Source organism: Streptomyces sp. NPDC047043 (genome assembly GCF_040644055.1).
Classification (GTDB): domain Bacteria; phylum Actinomycetota; class Actinomycetes; order Streptomycetales; family Streptomycetaceae; genus Streptomyces.
This window is the reverse complement of the sequence record NZ_JBEYVO010000023.1, coordinates 122,861-141,102: the sequence shown is the minus strand read 5'-3', so window position 1 is coordinate 141,102 and position 18,242 is coordinate 122,861. Positions and strand designations below refer to the sequence as shown.

Sequence of the window (18,242 nt, the reverse complement as noted above, 5' to 3'; positions counted from 1 at the left end):
GGGCTCCTCACGCGTAGGGGCTGTCGACGCCCGCGGCGGCCGGGCGCGGGGCGCGGGCCGGGCAGCAGCCCACCGGGCAGAGGTTGTGGCTCGCACCGAGCGCGCCCAGGGCACAGGGGGTGACCTCGGCGCCGCGCTCCACGCCCGCGCGCTCGACCACGAGGTCGCGGATCGCGGCGGCGAAGCGCGGGTCGGCGCCGACGGTCGCCGAGCGGCGCATCGGCAGGCCCAGCTCCGCGGCCTTGGCCTTGGCCTCCGTGTCGAGGTCGTAGAGGACCTCCATGTGGTCGGAGACGAAGCCGATGGGCGAGATGACGACGGCCGGGACGCCCGCCGCGTGCCGCTCCTCGAGGTGGTCGCAGATGTCGGGCTCGAGCCACGGGATGTGCGGGGCGCCGGAGCGCGACTGGTAGACGAGCTGCCAGGGGTGGTCGACGCCGGTGCGCTCGCGGACCGCGTCGGCGATCAGCTGCGCCACGTCCAGGTGCTGCTTCACGTACGCCCCGCCGTCGCCGTGGTCCTCGACCGGGCCGGAGGTGTCCGCGGAGACCGTGGGGATGGAGTGCGTCGAGAACGCGAGGTGCGCGCCGTCACGGACGTCCTCGGGGAGGTCGGCCAGCGACTGCAGGACGCCTTCGATCATGGGCTCCAGGAAGCCCTCGTGGTTGAAGTAGTGCCGCAGCTTGTCGACCTTGGGGAGGTCGAGGCCCTCGGCCTCAAGGGCGGCGAGCGAGTCCGCGAGGTTCTCGCGGTACTGACGGCAGCCCGAGTACGAGGCGTAGGCGCTGGTGGCCAGGACCAGGATGCGGCGGTGGCCGTCGGCGACCATCTCGCGCAGGGTGTCCGTCAGGTAGGGCGCCCAGTTGCGGTTGCCCCAGTAGATCGGCAGGTCCAGGCCGTGGTCCGCGAAGTCTTTGCGCAGGGCGTCCAGCAGGGCACGGTTCTGGTCGTTGATGGGGCTGACCCCGCCGAACAGGAAGTAGTGTTCGCCGACTTCCTTGAGGCGTTCCTTGGGGATTCCGCGCCCGCGCGTGACGTTCTCCAGGAACGGGATCACGTCGTCGGGGCCCTCGGGCCCGCCGAAGGAGAGCAGGAGCAGGGCGTCGTAGGGGGTGGCGTCGAGCACGTCTCGCATGGGTCGATCCTGTCATCCGGTACTGACAGCCGGGAAACGGCGGGATGACCACCCGGGTTCCCGACGGGTCCGGCAGGTGCGGCGGGGTGCATTAGGGTCGCCTAACTCGTAAGCTGTATCGGCTGCATTCGCGCCTTACCAGGCGCCCAGCCGATCCGCAGCCCTTCCTTGACCGGAGCCCGCCGTGCCCAGCCCCTACCGCGCCCTGTTCGCCGCCCCCGGCACCAAGGGCTTCGCCGCCGCGGGTCTCCTCGGCCGGATGCCGCTGTCGATGATGGGCATCGGCGTGGTCACGATGGTCTCCCAGCTCACCGGGCGCTACGGGCTCGCGGGCGCCCTCTCGGCAACCATCGCGCTGGCCGCCGCGGCGATCGGGCCGCAGATCTCCCGGCTGGTGGACCAGCACGGGCAGCGCAGGGTGCTGCGTCCGGCGACGCTCGTGGCGCTCGTCTCGGCGGCCGGGCTGCTGCTGGCCGCGCACTTCGAGTGGCCGGACTGGGTGCTGTTCGTGTGTGCCGCCGGCATCGGCTCCGTGCCGAGCCTCGGCGCGATGATCCGCGCCCGCTGGGCGGCCCTGTACCGGGGCACTCCGCAGTTGCACACCGCGTACTCCTTCGAGTCCGTGGTGGACGAGGTGTGCTTCATCTTCGGGCCGATCATCTCCATCGGCCTGTCCACGGCCTGGTTCCCGGAGGCCGGGCCGCTGCTCGCCGCCTGCTTCCTGGCGGTCGGCGTCTTCTGGCTGACCGCGCAGCGCGCCACCGAACCCGAGCCGCACCCGCGCGAGCACCACGGGGGCGGCTCGGCACTGCGCGCGCGTGGCCTGCAGGTCCTGGTGGCCACCTTCGCGGCGACCGGGGCGATCTTCGGATCCGTCGACGTGGTCACCGTGGCCTTCGCCGACGAGCAGGGGCACAAGGGGGCGGCGAGCATCGTGCTCGCCCTGTACGCGGCGGGTTCCTGCGTGGCCGGAGTGGTGTTCGGGCTGCTGCACTTCAAGGGGGCGCCCGCACCTCGCTGGCTGCTGGGCATATGCGCGATGGCCGTGAGTATGATCCCCCTCCTACTGGTCGGAAACTTGCCGTTTCTGGCCGTGGCGCTGTTCGTTGCGGGCCTGTCCATCGCTCCCACGATGATCACGACGATGTCCCTCATCGAAGAGCACGTACCACGCGCGCAGTTGACCGAGGGCATGACCTGGGTGAGCACCGGCCTCGCGGTCGGCGTCGCGCTCGGCTCCTCGGTGGCCGGCTGGGTCATCGACGCGGCCGGCGCGCGTGCCGGGTACGGGGTTCCGGCGGTGTCCGGGGCCGTCGCGGTCGCGGTCGGTTTCCTGGGGTACCGCCGGCTCAGCAGGCCGGCTCCGCGTCGGGGAGGCACCGTTGAGCAGCACAGCGAGCGGGAAGAACGGCACGTGGCGTAACTGGGGCGGCAACGTCGCGGCGCGTCCCGCACGGGAGGTGACTCCGGCGTCCGTGGACGAACTGTCCGCGGCCGTACGGCAGGCCGCGGAGGACGGCCTGACGGTGAAGGCCGTGGGCTCGGGGCACTCCTTCACTTCCATTGCCGCAACCGACGGTGTGTTGATCCGTCCTCAACTGTTGACCGGCATCCGCAAGATTGATCGCGACGCCATGACGGTCACGGTCGAGGCCGGCACTCCGCTCAAGAGGCTCAACATGGCCCTGGCCCGCGAGGGTCTGTCGCTGACCAACATGGGCGACATCATGGAGCAGACGGTCTCCGGCGCCACCAGCACCGGCACGCACGGCACGGGCCGCGAGTCGGCGTCGATCGCCGCCCAGATCAGGGGACTTGAGCTGGTCACCGCCGACGGCTCGGTCCTCACCTGCTCCGAGAAGGAGAACCCGGAGGTCTTCGCGGCCGCCCGGATCGGCCTCGGCGCGCTCGGCATCGTCACCGCGATCACCTTCGCCGTGGAGCCGATCTTCCTGCTCACGGCCCGTGAGGAGCCGATGCCCTTCGACAAGGTGCTCGCCGACTTCGACGAACTCTGGGCCGAGAACGAGCACTTCGAGTTCTACTGGTTCCCGCACACCGGCAGCACCAACACCAAGCGCAACAACCGCAGCGCAGGCCCCGAGAAGCCGGTGAGTCAACTCGCGGGCTGGTTCGAGGACGAGTTCCTCTCCAACGGCGTCTTCCAGGTGGCCCAGTGGGTCGGCCGGGCGGCCCCGGCCACGGTCCCGACGATCGCCCAGATCTCCAGCAAGGCCCTGTCCGCGCGCACCTACACGGACATTCCCTACAAGGTCTTCACTTCACCGCGCCGGGTGCGCTTCGTGGAGATGGAGTACGCCGTTCCGCGCGAGGCCCTGGCCGAGTTGCTGCGCGAACTCAAGGCGATGCTCGACCGCTCCGGCCTGAAGGTCAGCTTCCCCGTCGAGGTGCGCACGGCCCCCGCCGACGACATCACGCTGTCCACGGCATCGGGCCGCGACAGCGCGTACGTCGCCGTCCACATGTTCCGGGGCACGCCCTACCAGGCGTACTTCACCGCCGCCGAGCGCATCTTCACCGCGCACGAGGGCCGGCCGCACTGGGGCAAGGTGCACACGCGGGACGCCGAGTACTTCGCCGGGGTCTACCCGCGCTTCGGCGAGTTCACCGCGCTGCGGGACCGGCTCGACCCGGACCGGCTCTTCCAGAACGACTACTTGCGGCGGGTGTTGGGGGCGTAGTTCCGTTTCCGGCGATTACGTGAAGTACGCCACGTACAAGATCCCGAAAACCCGCAACGGGCGGCCGAGTCCTGCCCCTTGCAAGAAGTTGAGCGGCGTGCCAATCCACGCACGTGGCCCGAATGGAGTACTGTTGCGAGCCCTGGGTCCGGTCTCCCGCCAGGGTGTCCGCGGCTTCCAAGGACCGCCAGGAGGGGGCTAGTTGCACAGGGTGACGGAGTTGGTCACTTAGCGTTGCGAATAGGTAACCGTGCCATAACGGCGATCCAGGGCCCGTGCCCGACACGCCGGGCAACTCGGCAAGGTTGTGGCAGGCTGCACCCGGGCAGGCCACACTCGACTAGCGGAAGCAGCGACGCACGTGACGTCGGCAGGCACCACCCGGGAGGTCCCCATGCCCGAACTGCGTGTCGTGGCCGTCTCGAATGACGGCACACGGCTGGTGCTGAAGGCTGCCGACTCAACGGAGTACACGCTTCCGATCGACGAGCGGCTGCGTGCGGCGGTCCGTGGTGACCGTCCCCGCCTCGGCCAGATCGAGATCGAGGTCGAGAGCCATCTCCGCCCCCGCGACATCCAGGCGCGTATACGCGCCGGTGCCACCGCGGAAGAGGTCGCCCAGCTCGCAGGCATCCCCGTCGACCGCGTACGCCGCTTCGAGGGCCCCGTGCTCGCGGAGCGTGCGTTCATGGCCGAGCGGGCCCGCAAGACACCCGTCCGCAGGCCCGGTGAGAACGCCGGACCGCAGCTCGGCGAGGCCGTCCAGGAGCGGTTGCTGCTGCGCGGTGCCGAGAAGGACACCGTGCAGTGGGACTCCTGGCGCCGCGACGACGGCACCTGGGAGGTCCTGCTGGTCTACCTGGTGGCGGGCGAACCGCACTCGGCGAGCTGGACGTACGACCCGCCCCGGCGGCTCGTCCAGGCCGTCGACGAGGAGGCGCGCTCGCTGATCGGCGAGTCCGAGGACCTCGCCGCGCCGGAGCCCAGCTTTCCGTTCGTCCCGCGCATCGCACGGCTGCCGCGCGACCGCCCGCTGGACCGTGCCCTCGAGCGGCCGAGCCTGCCCGCGCAGGCGTCCGAGCCCGCAGAGGAGAGCACGGGCGAACGGGACTCGCTGACCAGCCTGTTGGAGGCGGTACCGAGCTTCCGCGGCGACCTGGTGGTCCCGGAGCGCCCCGCAGAAGCGTCTCCTCCGCCGCCACCGCCGGAGGAGCCCGCCGCCGCTGCCGAACCTGCGGAGGAGGAGCCCCCGGCGCCCGCGGCCTCGGCCGGTTCCGCCTACGCGGACGTCCTCATGCCGCGTTCCGTCGGCAGCCACCGCGACCGACTCGTCGGCGCCACGGACCGCCAGGCCGAGGCCGACGGCGTCCGCCCGGGCCGCCGCGCGGCGGTCCCGAGCTGGGACGAGATCGTGTTCGGGACACGGCGCAAGAAGCAGGAGTAGCAGGTCGTACGAGGATGAGGGTCGCGCTGTTCGACAGCGCGGCCCTTTCCGCGTCGTGTTCCGCGTCGTACGGACGGTGCGTCGTACGGACTACTGCGGATCCGGCCCGACCGCCACCGGACGCGACGGATCCGACGACCACTGGGACCAGGACCCCACGTACAGCGCCGAGTCGATGCCCGCGACCGCCAGCGCCAGCACCTCGTGTGCACCGGAGACGCCCGAACCGCAGTACACGCCGACCTCCGAACCGTCCGTTGCACCAAGGGACTTGAAGCGCTCGGCCAGCTCCTCGGCCGACCGGAATCGCCCGTCGGCCCCCACGTTCTCGTTCGTCGGCGCGGACACGGCTCCCGGGATGTGTCCGCCGACCCGGTCGATCGGCTCCACCTCGCCCCGGTAGCGCTCGCCCGCGCGTGCGTCGAACAGCACCCCGGCCCGGGCCACCGCCGCCGCGTCGTCCGCGTCCAGCAGCCCCGCCGCTCCCGGCACCGGCGCGAAGTCGCCCTCGGGCGGCGTCGGCACCGCCGTCTCCAGTTCCCCCTCCCAGGCCGGCAACCCGCCGTCCAGGACCCGCACGTCCGGGTGACTTGTCCAGCGCAGCAGCCACCAGGCACGGGCCGCGGCCCAGCCCTGCCCGCCGTCGTACACGACCACCGGTGTCCCGGCCGAGACGCCCGCCCGGCGCATCGCGGCGCCGAAGACCTCGAGGTCGGGCAGCGGGTGACGGCCGCCCTCGCCGGGTGCGGCGGCGAGCTCGGTGTCCAGGTCGACGTAGACGGCACCGGGGATGTGCCCGGCCGCGTACTCGGCCCGGCCGTCGAAGGGCGGCTCGCCGGCCGCCTTGGCCACGCTGAGCTGCCAACGGACGTCGAGCAGCACGGGCGGGCGCCGTCCCGCGAGGTCGCCGGCGAGTTCGGAAGCGGAGATGATGGCGTTCATGGCCACCATCCTTGCGCACGGGGTGGCCGCATCGTCCATGTCCGGCTACTCTGCTCGGCCGGACAGGCCCGATCACGAGGCGTACGGGTTCGGGCACATGCTGTACAGCCGATCGACGGCCGTCGGCAATCGCACGGAAACGGACGGGAAACCGCACACCGGGCATCCTCCTCGCGTGCGGCGCGCCCGGAGCGCACGGCAGCACAGGGGGTGCGAGCATCGGCACGGGGATCCGGAGAGCGGAAGCAACGCGGCCTCCACGAGGGGTCGAGGAGAGAGTGACGATGACCGAGGCACGGGGGTCGGCCGGCCCGAACGGCGAGACGCACGCTCGGCACACGCCCGGCACGCCCTGCTGGGTGAGTCTGATGGTGCACGGTCTGGCCGCGACCCAGGAGTTCTACGGTTCGCTGTTCGGCTGGCAGTTCGAGCCGGGCCCCCAGCAGCTCGGCCCGTATGTGCGGGCACTGCTCGACGGACACGAGGTGGCGGGCATCGGCCAGTTGCCGCCGGACCGCCATCTGCCCATCGCCTGGACGCCCTACCTGGCCTCGGACGACGTGGATCTGACCGCCGAGACGGTACGGCTGTGCGGCGGCACGATCGGGGTGGGCCCCCTGGACGCCGCCGAGGCGGGCCGCCTCGCGATCGGCTCGGACCCCTCCGGCGCCGTCTTCGGCATCTGGCAGGCGGCGGCGCACCGCGGCACGGCCATCACGGGCGTGCCCGGCACCCCCGCCTGGAACGAACTGCTGACCTTCGAGTCGGCGAGCGTCGCCAAGTTCTACGAGACGGTCTTCGGCTACGAGGAGGAGCCGGTGGTCTCCGCCGACTTCGACTACGTGACCCTGCACATCGAGGGCCGTCCGGTCGCCGGCATCCACGGCGTCGGCAACGCCCTGCCCCGCGACCGGGGCCCGCACTGGATGACGTACTTCGAAGTCGCCGACACGGACGACGCGGTGACCCGCCTGGTCGACCTGGGCGGCCATGTCCTGAAGTCCCCGCGCGACAGCGCGCACGGCCGGGTGGCCACGGTGTCGGATCCCGAAGGGGCCCGGTTCTCCCTGATCCAGAGCACGCGCTGAGACGGCCGGGCCGACCGAGCCGAGGAAAGGTCTCTGCGGCCTAGACCTGCGACACCGGCAGTACGTCCGGGGAGAGCGCCGCCGCCCGGGCCGAAGCCGCCGTCATGCGGCGGCGGTGGTGGCGGCGGCACAGGACCTCGTAGCCGATGGCGTCCGCCTGGTTGACGTCGCCGACGACCACCTGGGCGCCCTCGACGACCATCGCGCCGCCTATCGTGCGCGCGTTGTGCGTGGCGCGGGCACCGCACCAGCACAGGGCCTCGACCTGCAACACCTCTACCCGGTCGGCGAGTTCGACCAGGCGCTGGGAGCCCGGGAAGAGCTTGGAGCGGAAGTCGGTCGTGATGCCGAAGGCGTAGACGTCCAGGCCCAGGTCGTCGACCACACGCGCGAGTTGGTCGATCTGCTCCGGCGCCAGGAACTGCGCCTCGTCGGCGATGACGTAGTCCGCGCGGCCGCCCTGCGACAGGTGGTCGACGAGGTAGACGTACAGGTCCTGGCCGTCCTCGACCTCCACCGCGTCCGTCACCAGGCCCAGCCGGGAGGAGAGTTTCCCCTCGCCCGCGCGGTCGTCGCGCGTGAAGATCATGCCCGCCAGGCCGCGTGCCGAGCGGTTGTGCTCGATCTGCAGAGCCAGCGTGGACTTCCCGCAGTCCATCGTTCCGGAGAAGAACACCAGCTCGGGCATGGAGAGTTGAGCACCTTTCGGCAAGAAGTGGCTACGGGCGGGGCGTCAGGTACGGGCGGGCTTCAGGAGCGTACTTCGAGCAGGGGGACCAGCTGTTCGGCAGGGGTCATCGAACCGTGGTTGCCGACCATCGCCGACTCCTTCGGCTCCCGCTCGGAGGCGATGATCAGGACGTCGTCGCGCGCGGCCGCGATCACGTCGCCTAGGCGCGCGTACACGCGGTCGTCGATGTGCGGGCCGAACCAGCCCGCCGCGATCGCCTCGTCCCGCGAGGCCACCCAGAACTGCTCGCCGAGGACCTCGCGCCAGCAGGTCAGTACGTCGCTCTCGGCGCCCGGCACCGCGTACACGTGGCGGGCGCGGCCCTCGCCGCCGAGCAGGGCGACCCCGGCGCGCAGCTCCCAGTCCTCGTCGAAGTCGATGCGGTGCTGCTCGTCGAAGGGGATGTCGACCATGCCGTGGTCGGCGGTGACGTAGAGCGCGGTGCGCGGCGGGAGTTGCTCGGCGAGGCGCTGGACGAGCCGGTCGACGTACATGAGCTGGCCGCGCCAGGTGTCGGAGGCGACGCCGAAGCGGTGGCCGGCGCCGTCGAGCTCGGCGTAGTACGTGTAGACCAAGGAGCGGTCGCCGGCGGCCAGTTGCTCGGCCGCGAGGTCCATGCGGTCCTCGCCGGACAGCCGCCCGTAAAACGTTCCGCCACTGAGCGCGACCTTGGTCAGCGGGGTGTTCTCGAAGGTCGGCGACGACACCTGCGCGGCGTGCACGCCCGCGTCATGGGCCAGTTGGAAGACGGTGGGGTACGGCTGCCACGCGCGCGGCGAGGTCCACGGCTGCCAGCGCAGCTGGTTCATCAGCTCGCCGGTGTCCGGATTGCGTGCGGTGTAACCGGGCAGGCCGTGCGCGCCGGGCGGCAGGCCGGTGCCGACGGAGGCGAGGGAGGTCGCGGTGGTCGCCGGGTAGCCGGTGGTCAGCGGGCGGCCGGTGCCCCCGCGCGAGCTGCTCATCAGGGCGTGCAGGAAGGGCGCCTCGTCCGGGTGCGCCTTCAGCTGCTCCCAGCCCAGGCCGTCGATCAGGAACACGCAGTTCCGGTCGGCGGGGGCCAGCTCCGTGATCGCGGCCGTCGTGCCGGGTACGCCCATGCCGGCGGCCAGGGTCGGCAGGAGGTCGGCGAGGGAGCCGCAGCCGTACTCGGGCAGCGGCGCGGAGTCGACGGAGAGGGGTTCGGGGTGGGCGTCCCAGGGGGCGGCGTGGACCATTATCGGGTGGTGTCCGCGGTCGCCTCGGAGAGCGACTGGGCGAAGGCGAGGGCCTGGCGCACCGTCTCCGGTCCGTCGCCGGCCTCGCTGACGCGCAGGCTGAGGTCGTCCGCCGTGGAGTTGCCCGTGTACCCGTGGTCGGCCTCACAGTTGGGGTCGCCGCAGGCGGCGGGCTCGAGGTCGATGCGGGAGACGGCGCCCCAGCCGATGGTGAGGACGACCTCGCGGGGCAGTGTGCCCACCGTGTACTGCTCCGGGTTGGCGACCACGCGGCTGACCACGACCGACGAGATCCGGCCGAGCTTCACGGACTCCGTCGAGGTCGTGGCGTACGGCGTCGGGGAGGTGGTGTCGGCCGCCTGCTCGTCGGTGTGGCTGACGATGAAGCGGTTGCCGGTGAGGACGAGCACCGTGACGTGCCGCCGCACCTCGTTCTGGTCGAACGTCGTCTCCTGGTGGACCAGGTACGACCGGATGGAGTCGCCGCCCACGGCGGCCTCCACCGCCTCGGCCACGAGGGCCGGGTAGTAGCCGCTGCGCTCGATCGCCGCTCGCAGCCCCTGGGTCGTCGTACTGGTCTTGGCCATGACGTCCATCCTACGGTGGCCCACTGACTGCGAGGCACCGCTCAGGGCTGTCTCGGTACACGGCTCAGTAGACGGGAAGTGTGCGCGGGCCGAGGTCGTCGCGGGCGGGCGGGGGTGCGAGGCGCACGGAGGCGCCGAGAACGCTCAGACCGCGCGGTGCGACGACGACCGGCTCCAGGGTCACCGCCACGACCTCCGGGTGGTCGTCGACCAGGCGTGAGACGCGCAGCAGCAGCTCTTCCAGTGCAGGTGTGTCGACCGGTGTGGAGCCGCGCCAGCCGAACAGGAGCGGTGCCGTCCGGATCGACCGGACCAGGGAGGTCGACTCCCGGTCGGTGACCGGGATCAGGCGGTGCGCCATGTCGCCGAGCAGCTGGGAGGCGGCTCCGGCGAGCCCGAAGGAGAGCACCGCGCCGGCGGCCGGATCGATCACTGCCCGTACGACGGTGTCGACGCCCCGCGGTGCCATCCCCTGCACGACCGGCCGCAGCTCCTCCGGGTTCCCGAAGAGCTCGGTCAACTCGGCGTACGCGCGCCGCAGTTGCTCCTCGTCCGCGAGATCCAGTCGTACGCCGCCCAGGTCGGCGCGGTGGCGCAGATGCGGGGCGGTGGCCTTGAGGGCGACGGGGTAGTCGAGGGTCTCGGCGGCCCGGGCGGCGTCGTCGGCGGTGAAGGCGGGGACCGCTCTGCGTACGGCGATGCCGTACCGCCCGAGCAGTTCGCACGTCTCCTCGGTGCCGAGCGTGAGGCCCTGTCCGCGCGCGAGCATGCCGTCAATGAGCTGCGCGGCGCCCTTCTCGTCGATGTCCTCGTACTCGGGCACCTTGCCGGGGTCGGCGCTGTCGCGCCGCCACTGGGCGTACTTGACGGCTTCGGCGAGGGCTCGGACGGCCCGCTCGGCAGCGGGGAAGGCGGGGATGAGGCGGGACTCCGACGGGACGCTGCCGGCGGGGGCCGGCTGTGCCGCCGGTGTGGTGGGGGGCAGCATCTGCGAGGGGCGCAGTCGGGCACCGGCGGGTGGGCTCGAACCGGCCTGGGGTGCGGTGCTCGCCGCGGCCGACAGTGCTTCCGCGAGCCCGCCGAGCTCCACATGCACCACCAGGACGGGCTTGCCGGGGACGGCCTCCGCGGCCGAGCGCAGGGCCTCCGCCAGCTCCGCGTCCCCGGGCGACATCTCGCCGATCGCCGGGATCGCGGTGACGACCACCGCGTCGCACGAGTCGTCCCCGAGCGCCCGCAACAGCGCGGCGTGGAAGTCCTCGGCCGATGCCCCCGTCGTCAGGTCCAGCGGCCTGAGCGGCCTGAGCCCCTCGGAGAGACAGGCGTCGTACGTCAGCAGTCCCAGCGACTCGGAGTTCCCCAGGATCGCCACCCGGGGTCCCGTCGGCAGCGGCTGCCGCGCGAGCAGCAACCCCGCGTCGACCAGCTCGGTGATCGTGTCGACGCGGATCACTCCGGCCTGCCTGAGCAGCGCGGACACCGTGGTGTGCGGCAGCCGCGTGGCCCGTACGGCATGCCCCTGCGGGGCGGAGCCGGCGCCCTGGACCACGACCAGCGGCTTCGCGGCGGCCGTGCGTCGCGCGAGGCGGGTGAACTTGCGCGGGTTGCCGATGGACTCGAGGTACATCAGGACGACGTCGGTGTCCGGGTCGTCGTACCAGTACTGGATGAGGTCGTTGCCGGAGACGTCCGCGCGGTTGCCCGACGACACGAAGGTGGAGACGCCCGTGACCCCAGTGACGCCGCCGCCGCGTCGCTGCAGCCGGGACAGCAGCGCGATACCGATGGCGCCGGACTGGGCGAACAGGCCGATCCGTCCGGGGCGCGGCATCTCAGGGGCGAGGGAGGCGTTCAGCCGTACGCCGGGGGACGTGTTGACGATCCCGAAGGCGTTCGGCCCGATGATCCGCATGCCGTACGTGCGCGCGTGCCGTACGAGTTCGCGCTGGCGCTCGCGCCCGTCGGGGCCGCTCTCGGCGTATCCGGCGGAGACGACGACGATCCCCTGCACGCCGTGCTCCCCGCACTCGGTGACGGCATCGGGGACGTGCTCGGCCGGCACGGCGACGACCGCGAGGTCGACGGGCCCGTCGATGTCCCGCACCGAGCGGTACGCGGGGACCGAGTCGAGCTCCTTGACGTCCTCGGGGAGGGCCTTGTTCACCGCGTACAACTGCCCCGTGAAGCCGGCGTCCCTGATGTTGTCGAGGATGCTGCGGCCCACTCCCCCGGGTGTGCGGCCGGTGCCGACGACGGCGACCGAGCCGGGCACCAGCAGCCGCTGCACGGACCGCGCCTCGGCCCGCTGCTCGCGCGCGTACTGAACGGCCAGCGAGCGGTCGGTGGGTTCGAGGTCGAACTCCAGGCGTACGACGCCGTCCTCGAAGCTGCGCTTCTGGGTGTACCCGGCGTCCATGAACACCTTGATCATCTTGGTGTTGGCGGGCAGCACCTCGGCGGCGAAGCGGCGGATGCCGCGCTCCCGGGCGACCGCGCCGATGTGCTCGAGGAGGGCGGAGGCGACGCCGCGCCCCTGGTGGGCGTCCTGGACGAGGAAGGCGACCTCGGCCTCGTCGGCAGGCGACGACGCGGGCATGCCATCGGCGCCGATGCGGTCATAGCGTACGGTGGCGATGAACTCGCCGCCGATGGTGGCCGCGAGTCCCACCCGGTCCACAAAGTCGTGGTGCGTGAAGCGGTGGACGTCCTTTGCGGACAGACGCGGGTAGGGCGCGAAGAAGCGGTAGTACTTCGACTCGTCCGACACCTGCTCGTAGAAGCTGACCAGGCGCTCGGCGTCATCAACGGTGATGGGCCGGATGCGTGCGGTGCCGCCGTCGCGCAGCACCACGTCGGCCTCCCAGTGGGCGGGGTACTCGTGCCGGTCCGGCGAGGTCTGCATGGGCCCCAGAGTACGGCTCGCGTCCGACAACGGCGCGAGGCAGTCTGTGGAGAACGCACAGCAGTCCGTGGAGAACGCAAGAGGACGGAAGTCGGGCCGAGGCCGCGGTCCGACCACTCACTCCGGACGGTACGAAGGACCGCTCCGGGCATGCTTCACGTGTGGGAAACTGGTCTAGACAACCCTGAGACAGTGAAGGGCAGCATCACATGGCTGAGCGCCGCGTCAACGTCGGCTGGGCCGAGGGCCTCCACGCCCGCCCCGCTTCCATCTTCGTCCGGGCCGCCACGGCCGCAGGTATCCCGGTGACGATCGCCAAGGCCGACGGCAACCCCGTCAACGCGGCCTCCATGCTGGCGGTCCTGGGCCTGGGCGCCCAGGGCGGCGAGGAGATCGTCCTCGCCTCCGACGCCGAGGGTGCGGACATCGCCCTCGACCGTCTGGCGAAGCTCGTCTCCGAAGGCCTCGAGGAGCTTCCCGAGACCGTCTGATCACGGCACCACAGAAGGGCTCGTCCGAATTATCGGGCGGGCCCTTCGCATTTCCCGTACCGGGGCTGCAGAATTCTCGATCGCGGGCAGCAGAAATAATCCCCCGCGAATTCTCTCCTCTTTGTATACGGCGCCCGTGTTAATGCCGCAGGCTCGACATGTTTACGGCATGTTGCGAGTTCCTCACACCGTTTGCGCGGTCCGGTCCGCCGAAGCGCAGCCGGTGCGCCGCGCTCGAGCGCTCGGTGTGCAGCGTCGTCACCGCCCGCGCGCGTTCGCTGTCGCCGCGGGCCACGGCGTCGACGATCGCGCCGTGCTCCGCCCAGGACTCCACGGGGTTGGCGGGCGCCTCCACGGTGTACATCCAGGCGATCTTGTGCCGCAGCTGGGTCAGCATCGAGGTCAGGGCGGGGCTGCCGGAGGCCTGTGCGAGGGTCTCGTGGAACCAGCCCCCCAGGGAGCGCAGATCCTCGCTGTTGCCCCTCCTGGCCCGCTCCTGGCCCAGTCTGACCAGACCGCGCAGCACCTTGAGGTGGGCCTCGGTGCGCCGCTGGGCGGCCCGGGAGGCACCCAGCGGCTCCAGCAGCATGCGCATCTCCAGCAGGTCGGCGGCCTCCTGTTCGGTCGGTTCCGCCACACACGCGCCCGCGTGCCGCCGGGTCACCACGAAGCCCTCGGCCTCCAGAGTGCGCAGGGCCTCGCGCACGGGGACGCGCGAGACGCCGTAGCGGCGCGCGAGCAGTTCCTCGGTGAGCCGGCTGCCGCGCTCGTAGACACCGGCGACGATGTCGTCCCGGATCGCCGTGCACACCGAGTGCGCCGGAATACGCATGACCGACCTCCGACTTAATCCCCGTGAAACGTCGATGATTGACGTGTGTTCCGTGACTCTATTGCACGGAGCCGGAATTTCCGACGGCGGGCCGGAATCCATGGATATTTTTTGGACAGCAAGGCGACAGAAACGACGAAACCCCGGCTCGGGGAGCCGGGGTTTCAGTGGATCCTGCGGTCCGTCGTCAGACGTTCACACCGTGCGAGCGCAGGTAGGCGAGCGGGTCGATGTCCGAGCCGTACTCGGGGGTCGTACGGGCCTCGAAGTGCAGGTGCGGTCCCGTGACGTTGCCGGTCGCGCCGGAGAGACCGATCTGCTGGCCCGGGGTGACCTTCTGGCCCACCGAGACTCCGATGGACGACAGGTGGCCGTACTGGGTGTACGTGCCGTCGTTCATCTTGATCACGATCTGGTTGCCGTAGGACCCGCCCCAGCCGGTCTCGACGACGGTGCCGGAGCCCACCGCGTGGACGGTCGTGCCGCTCGCGGCGTGGAAGTCGATGCCCGTGTGGCTGCCGGAGGACCACAGGCTGCTGCTCGCCTTGTAGCCGGTCGAGACATACGAGTTCGATATCGGCGCGACGAACGTGTTGAGGCGCTTGCGCTCGGCCTCGCGGGCGGCACGCTCCTTGGCCTCGCGCTCCTGCTTGGCCTTCGCGGCGGCCTTCTCGCGCGCGGCCTCCGCGGCCGCCTTCTTGAGCGCGGCCTCCTCGGCGGCCTGCTTCTGGGCGTCGGCCTGGGCGTCGATCTTGTCGGCGAGCGTGTCGCCGATGGTGATGACGGGGGTGAGGCCGGTCTGCTCGACGGAGGTCTCGGCGGCGAGTGCGGGGGCGGCCAGGGCACCGACGACGCCGGTGGTGGCGAGGGCCGCGACGCCGGCGGCGCGCTTGGTGGTGCGGTGCGTCCGGCTGGGACGGCGGTGCTTCCCGGTGGCGCGGGTGAACGCCATGTAGTGGCTTGTCCTTTCCTTCCTTCTCGCCTACCGGGTTAGCTGACGGGTTCGGAGCAGGAAGGTCTCCTACGGACCCCCTCGCTGCACGCGCGGGCGTCCGATTCACCCCAGGGACTGCGGTGGGTCCCCGGCTCCCCTGGCTCGCGCCGTACGGGGACTCGGCGATGGCTGTCCGGTGCCGCGGGTGCGGCGCGGTGCCTGACGGACAGCCCGGACGACGCTAAGCGGGGCCGCTTTCAATTCCCAAACGGATCAGGGTCTTTGTAGCGCATCCCACAGGGCAAACACGCAACTCTCCTTCAATTCTCTTTCAATTCGGACATAAGAGGGCCCTGGTGACTCATCAGTCACCAGGGCCCCCACGCGCGCGTGCGGCTGACCGGGCCTCTACTCGGCTGCCACGACGGTGACTTCGCCGATGCCGAGGGCCTCGACCGGCTCCTTGATCTGCGCCGCGTCACCGACGAGAACGGTCACCAGGCGGTCCTGCGGGAAGGCGCTCACGGCGGCCGCGGTGGCCTCCACGGTGCCGGTCGCGGCGAGCTGCTGGTACAGCGTCGCCTGGTAGTCGTCGGGCAGGTGCTGCTCGACCTGGTCGGCCAGCGTGCTCGCGACGGCCGCCGCGGTCTCGTACTTCAGCGGCGCCACCCCGACGAGGTTCTGTACGGCGACATCGCGTTCGGCGTCGGTGAGGCCGCCCTCGGCGAGCGTGCGCAGCACCGTCCACAGGTCCTGGAGCGCCGGGCCGGTGTTGGGGGTGTCGACGGAGCCGCTGATGGCGAGCATCGAGGCGCCCGAGCCGTCCGGGGCGGACCTGAGGACCTGGCCGAACGCGCGCACACCGTAGGTGTAGCCCTTCTCCTCGCGCAGGACGCGGTCCAGGCGGGAGGTGAGGGTGCCGCCCAGGCAGTACGTGCCGAGGACCTGCGCGGGCCACACGCGGTCGTGCCGGTCGGGGCCGACGCGGCCGATGAGCAGCTGCGTCTGGACGGCGCCCGGACGGTCCACGATGATCACGCGGCCGGTGTCGTCGGCGGTCACCGGCGGCACGGGGCGGGGCTCGGCCTTGGAGCCCGTCCACTCGCCGAGGGTCTCGCCGAGCAGCGCGTCCAGGTCGATGCCGGTGAGGTCGCCGACGACGACCGCGGTGGCCGTGGCGGGCCGGACGTGCCGGTCGTAGAAGGCCCGTACGGCCGCGGAGTCGATCTTCTCGACGGTCTCCTCGGTGCCCTGACGCGGGCGTGACATGCGCGAGGTCGTCGGGAACAGCTCCTTGGAGAGCTCCTTGGCAGCGCGGCGGGAGGGGTTGGCCAGCTCGTGCGGGATCTCGTCGAGGCGGTTGCGGACGAGCCGCTCGACCTCGCTGTCGGCGAACGCGGGCGCCCTGAGGGCGTCGGCGAGCAGACCGAGCGCCTTGCCGAGGCGGGAGGCCGGCACTTCGAGGCTGATCCGGACGCCGGGGTGGTCGGCGTGCGAGTCGAGGGTGGCGCCGCAGCGCTCCAGCTCGGCGGCGAACTCCTCGGCGGAGTGCTTGTCGGTGCCCTCGGAGAAGGCGCGCGCCATGATCGTGGCGACACCGTCGAAGCCGGTCGGCTCGGCCTCCAGGGGCGCGTCCAGGAGCACCTCCACGGCGACGACCTGCTGGCCGGGGCGGTGGCAGCGCAGCACGGTCAGGCCGTTGTCGAGCGCGCCGCGCTCGGGTGCCGGGAAGGCCCAGGGCTTGGCCTCGCCCGCCTGGGGCTGCGGGTGGAACTGCATCGTGGCGAGCTCGGTCACTTGGCCGCCTCCTTGTTGTTGTCGCCGGCTTCGACCGTGGCCTCGGCCTCGGGGTCTTCGGGCGGATCCGCGTCCTCGGCGATCTCTCCCGAGACCGGCTCGTAGACCAGCACCGCGCGATTGTCGGGCCGCAGGCGGGCCTTGGCGACCTCCTGGACCTCCTCCGGTGTCACCTCCAGGACGCGCTGGACGGCGGTCAGGGCGAGCTGCGGGTCGCCGAACAGGACGGCGAACCGGCACAGTTCGTCGGCGCGGCCCGCGACCGTGCCGAGCCGGTCCAGCCACTCGCGCTCCAACTGGGCCTGGGCGCGCTCCATTTCCTCGGCCGTGGGGCCCTCCTCGGCGAACCGGGCGAGCTCCTCGTCGATGGCGGTCTCGATGACCGGCACCTCGACGTCACCGGAGGTCTTCACGTCCAGCCAGCCCAGGGAGGGCGCTCCGGCCAGCCGCAGCAGGCCGAAGCCGGCGGCGACGGCCGTACGGTCGCGCCGTACCAGCCGGTTGTAGAGGCGGGAGGACTCGCCGCCGCCGAGGACGGTGAGTGCGAGGTCGGCCGCGTCGCACGCGCGCGTGCCGTCGTGCGGCAACCGGTAGGCGGCCATCAACGCGCGCGCGGGGACCTCCTCCTCGACGACCTCGCGCAGTTGCTCACCGATGACGTCCGGGAGCGAACCGTCGCGGGGTGCGGGCTTGCCGTCGTGCGCGGCGATGGAGCCGAAGTACTTCTCGATCCAGGCGAGCGTCTGCTCCGGATCGATGTCGCCGACGACCGACAGGACGGCGTTGCCCGGCGCGTAGTACGTACGGAAGAACGCGCGCGCGTCCTCCAGGGTCGCCGCGTCCAGGTCGGCCATCGAGCCGATCGGGGTGTGGTGGTAGGGGTGGCCCTCCGGGTAGGCGAGAGCGGTGAGCTTCTCGAACGCCGTGCCGTACGGCACGTTGTCGTAGCGCTGCCGGCGTTCGTTCTTGACGACGTCCCGCTGGTTCTCCATGGACTCGTCGTCGAGGGCGGCGAGCAGGGAGCCCATGCGGTCGGCCTCCAGCCAGAGGGCGAGCTCCAGCTGGTGGGTGGGCATGGTCTCGAAGTAGTTGGTGCGCTCGAAGCTGGTGGTGCCGTTCAGCGAACCGCCCGCGCCCTGGACCAGTTCGAAGTGTCCGTTGCCCTTGACCTGTCCCGAGCCCTGGAACATCAGGTGCTCGAAAAGGTGAGCCAGGCCGGTTCGTCCCTTGACTTCGTGCCGCGAACCGACGTCGTACCAGAGGCACACCGCCGCGACCGGGGTCAGGTGATCCTCGGAGAGCACCACGCGCAGGCCGTTGGCCAGGCGGTGCTCGGTCGCTGTCAGGCCTCCGGAGCCTGCCTGGTCTGTGGCCGTGTGACCCATGGGCATGTACGTCCCTTCGATCGCGGGTGCGGTGGTTGAAACCGCGGTTTTCCTGCCGG

General features: G+C 71.4%; 15 protein-coding genes and 1 riboswitch. Of the genes, 5 read left to right on the top strand and 10 right to left on the bottom strand.

Annotated features, from left to right (window positions below; all coding sequences use genetic code 11):
- Window positions 1-7 precede the first annotated feature (7 nt).
- Complete coding sequence (locus tag ABZ880_RS32870) at window positions 8-1,135, bottom strand: ferrochelatase (protein WP_361270301.1); 1,128 nt, start codon at window positions 1,133-1,135, stop codon at window positions 8-10.
- Between the two features lie 184 nt (window positions 1,136-1,319).
- Here ABZ880_RS32870 and ABZ880_RS32865 point away from each other — a divergent pair, with 184 nt between their 5' ends.
- From ABZ880_RS32865 to sepH, 3 genes are all read left to right on the top strand, one after another.
- Window positions 1,320-2,558, top strand: a complete 1,239-nt coding sequence (locus ABZ880_RS32865) for an MFS transporter (protein ID WP_361270298.1) — start codon at window positions 1,320-1,322, stop codon at window positions 2,556-2,558.
- Window positions 2,518-3,837, top strand: a complete 1,320-nt coding sequence (locus ABZ880_RS32860) for a D-arabinono-1,4-lactone oxidase (RefSeq protein WP_361270295.1) — start codon at window positions 2,518-2,520, stop codon at window positions 3,835-3,837. The genes ABZ880_RS32865 and ABZ880_RS32860 overlap by 41 nt, the downstream gene beginning before the upstream one ends.
- 394 nt (window positions 3,838-4,231) lie before the next feature.
- Window positions 4,232-5,281 (top strand): septation protein SepH, encoded by a 1,050-nt coding sequence (gene sepH / locus ABZ880_RS32855; protein WP_361270293.1) that lies wholly within the window; start codon window positions 4,232-4,234, stop codon window positions 5,279-5,281.
- Between the two features lie 90 nt (window positions 5,282-5,371).
- Here the strand turns inward: sepH and ABZ880_RS32850 are convergent, their stop codons facing one another.
- A complete protein-coding gene (locus ABZ880_RS32850) occupies window positions 5,372-6,223 on the bottom strand; it encodes a sulfurtransferase (protein WP_361270290.1) in 852 nt (283 codons plus the stop codon).
- Window positions 6,224-6,507: 284 nt separating this feature from the next.
- On the opposite strand from ABZ880_RS32850, the gene ABZ880_RS32845 reads away from it, so the two are divergent.
- Window positions 6,508-7,311, top strand: coding sequence for a VOC family protein (locus ABZ880_RS32845; protein WP_361270287.1), 804 nt, complete (start codon window positions 6,508-6,510; stop codon window positions 7,309-7,311).
- A 40-nt stretch (window positions 7,312-7,351) separates the two neighbouring features.
- Here ABZ880_RS32845 and ABZ880_RS32840 read toward each other — a convergent pair whose 3' ends face one another.
- The 4 genes from ABZ880_RS32840 to ABZ880_RS32825 all read right to left on the bottom strand — a co-directional run bounded on the left by ABZ880_RS32840 (window position 7,352) and on the right by ABZ880_RS32825 (window position 12,744).
- Window positions 7,352-7,999, bottom strand: a complete 648-nt coding sequence (locus tag ABZ880_RS32840; RefSeq protein ID WP_361270284.1) for a thymidine kinase — start codon at window positions 7,997-7,999, stop codon at window positions 7,352-7,354.
- 62 nt (window positions 8,000-8,061) lie between these two features.
- On the bottom strand, window positions 8,062-9,255 hold the full coding sequence (locus ABZ880_RS32835; protein ID WP_361270281.1) for a nucleotide pyrophosphatase/phosphodiesterase family protein: 1,194 nt from the start codon (window positions 9,253-9,255) through the stop codon (window positions 8,062-8,064).
- Window positions 9,255-9,851, bottom strand: coding sequence for a DUF5998 family protein (locus tag ABZ880_RS32830; protein WP_361270472.1), 597 nt, complete (start codon window positions 9,849-9,851; stop codon window positions 9,255-9,257). Before ABZ880_RS32830 ends, ABZ880_RS32835 begins: the two co-directional genes overlap by 1 nt.
- Before the next feature lie 55 nt (window positions 9,852-9,906).
- Window positions 9,907-12,744, bottom strand: a complete 2,838-nt coding sequence (locus tag ABZ880_RS32825) for a GNAT family N-acetyltransferase (protein ID WP_361270278.1) — start codon at window positions 12,742-12,744, stop codon at window positions 9,907-9,909.
- A gap of 209 nt (window positions 12,745-12,953) precedes the next feature.
- On the opposite strand from ABZ880_RS32825, the gene ABZ880_RS32820 reads away from it, so the two are divergent.
- Window positions 12,954-13,235, top strand: a complete 282-nt coding sequence (locus ABZ880_RS32820; protein ID WP_361270274.1) for an HPr family phosphocarrier protein — start codon at window positions 12,954-12,956, stop codon at window positions 13,233-13,235.
- A 139-nt stretch (window positions 13,236-13,374) separates the two neighbouring features.
- On the opposite strand, the gene ABZ880_RS32815 is transcribed toward ABZ880_RS32820, so the two are convergent.
- From ABZ880_RS32815 to ABZ880_RS32800, 4 genes are all read right to left on the bottom strand, one after another.
- Complete coding sequence (locus tag ABZ880_RS32815; protein WP_361270271.1) at window positions 13,375-14,067, bottom strand: GntR family transcriptional regulator; 693 nt, start codon at window positions 14,065-14,067, stop codon at window positions 13,375-13,377.
- A 187-nt stretch (window positions 14,068-14,254) separates the two neighbouring features.
- Complete coding sequence (locus ABZ880_RS32810) at window positions 14,255-15,019, bottom strand: M23 family metallopeptidase (RefSeq protein ID WP_361270269.1); 765 nt, start codon at window positions 15,017-15,019, stop codon at window positions 14,255-14,257.
- 13 nt (window positions 15,020-15,032) lie between these two features.
- A riboswitch (cyclic di-AMP (ydaO/yuaA leader) is annotated at window positions 15,033-15,196 on the bottom strand.
- A 213-nt stretch (window positions 15,197-15,409) separates the two neighbouring features.
- Window positions 15,410-16,798, bottom strand: a complete 1,389-nt coding sequence (locus ABZ880_RS32805; protein WP_361270266.1) for a pitrilysin family protein — start codon at window positions 16,796-16,798, stop codon at window positions 15,410-15,412.
- Window positions 16,795-18,189, bottom strand: coding sequence for a pitrilysin family protein (locus tag ABZ880_RS32800; RefSeq protein WP_361270263.1), 1,395 nt, complete (start codon window positions 18,187-18,189; stop codon window positions 16,795-16,797). Before ABZ880_RS32800 ends, ABZ880_RS32805 begins: the two co-directional genes overlap by 4 nt.
- Between the last annotated feature and the right edge of the window lie 53 nt (window positions 18,190-18,242).

Bases quoted from the DNA above. Each gene is read 5' to 3' on its own strand.
- ABZ880_RS32870 (WP_361270301.1), bottom strand. From the start codon at position 1,135: ATGCGAGACGTGCTCGACGCCACCCCCTACGACGCCCTGCTCCTGCTC.
- sepH (WP_361270293.1), top strand. From the start codon at position 4,232: ATGCCCGAACTGCGTGTCGTGGCCGTCTCGAATGACGGCACACGGCTG.
- ABZ880_RS32850 (WP_361270290.1), bottom strand. From the start codon at position 6,223: ATGAACGCCATCATCTCCGCTTCCGAACTCGCCGGCGACCTCGCGGGA.
- ABZ880_RS32845 (WP_361270287.1), top strand. From the start codon at position 6,508: ATGACCGAGGCACGGGGGTCGGCCGGCCCGAACGGCGAGACGCACGCT.
- ABZ880_RS32840 (WP_361270284.1), bottom strand. From the start codon at position 7,999: ATGCCCGAGCTGGTGTTCTTCTCCGGAACGATGGACTGCGGGAAGTCC.
- ABZ880_RS32835 (WP_361270281.1), bottom strand. From the start codon at position 9,255: ATGGTCCACGCCGCCCCCTGGGACGCCCACCCCGAACCCCTCTCCGTC.
- ABZ880_RS32830 (WP_361270472.1), bottom strand. From the start codon at position 9,851: ATGGACGTCATGGCCAAGACCAGTACGACGACCCAGGGGCTGCGAGCG.
- ABZ880_RS32825 (WP_361270278.1), bottom strand. From the start codon at position 12,744: ATGCAGACCTCGCCGGACCGGCACGAGTACCCCGCCCACTGGGAGGCC.
- ABZ880_RS32820 (WP_361270274.1), top strand. From the start codon at position 12,954: ATGGCTGAGCGCCGCGTCAACGTCGGCTGGGCCGAGGGCCTCCACGCC.
- ABZ880_RS32815 (WP_361270271.1), bottom strand. From the start codon at position 14,067: ATGCGTATTCCGGCGCACTCGGTGTGCACGGCGATCCGGGACGACATC.
- ABZ880_RS32810 (WP_361270269.1), bottom strand. From the start codon at position 15,019: ATGGCGTTCACCCGCGCCACCGGGAAGCACCGCCGTCCCAGCCGGACG.
- ABZ880_RS32800 (WP_361270263.1), bottom strand. From the start codon at position 18,189: ATGCCCATGGGTCACACGGCCACAGACCAGGCAGGCTCCGGAGGCCTG.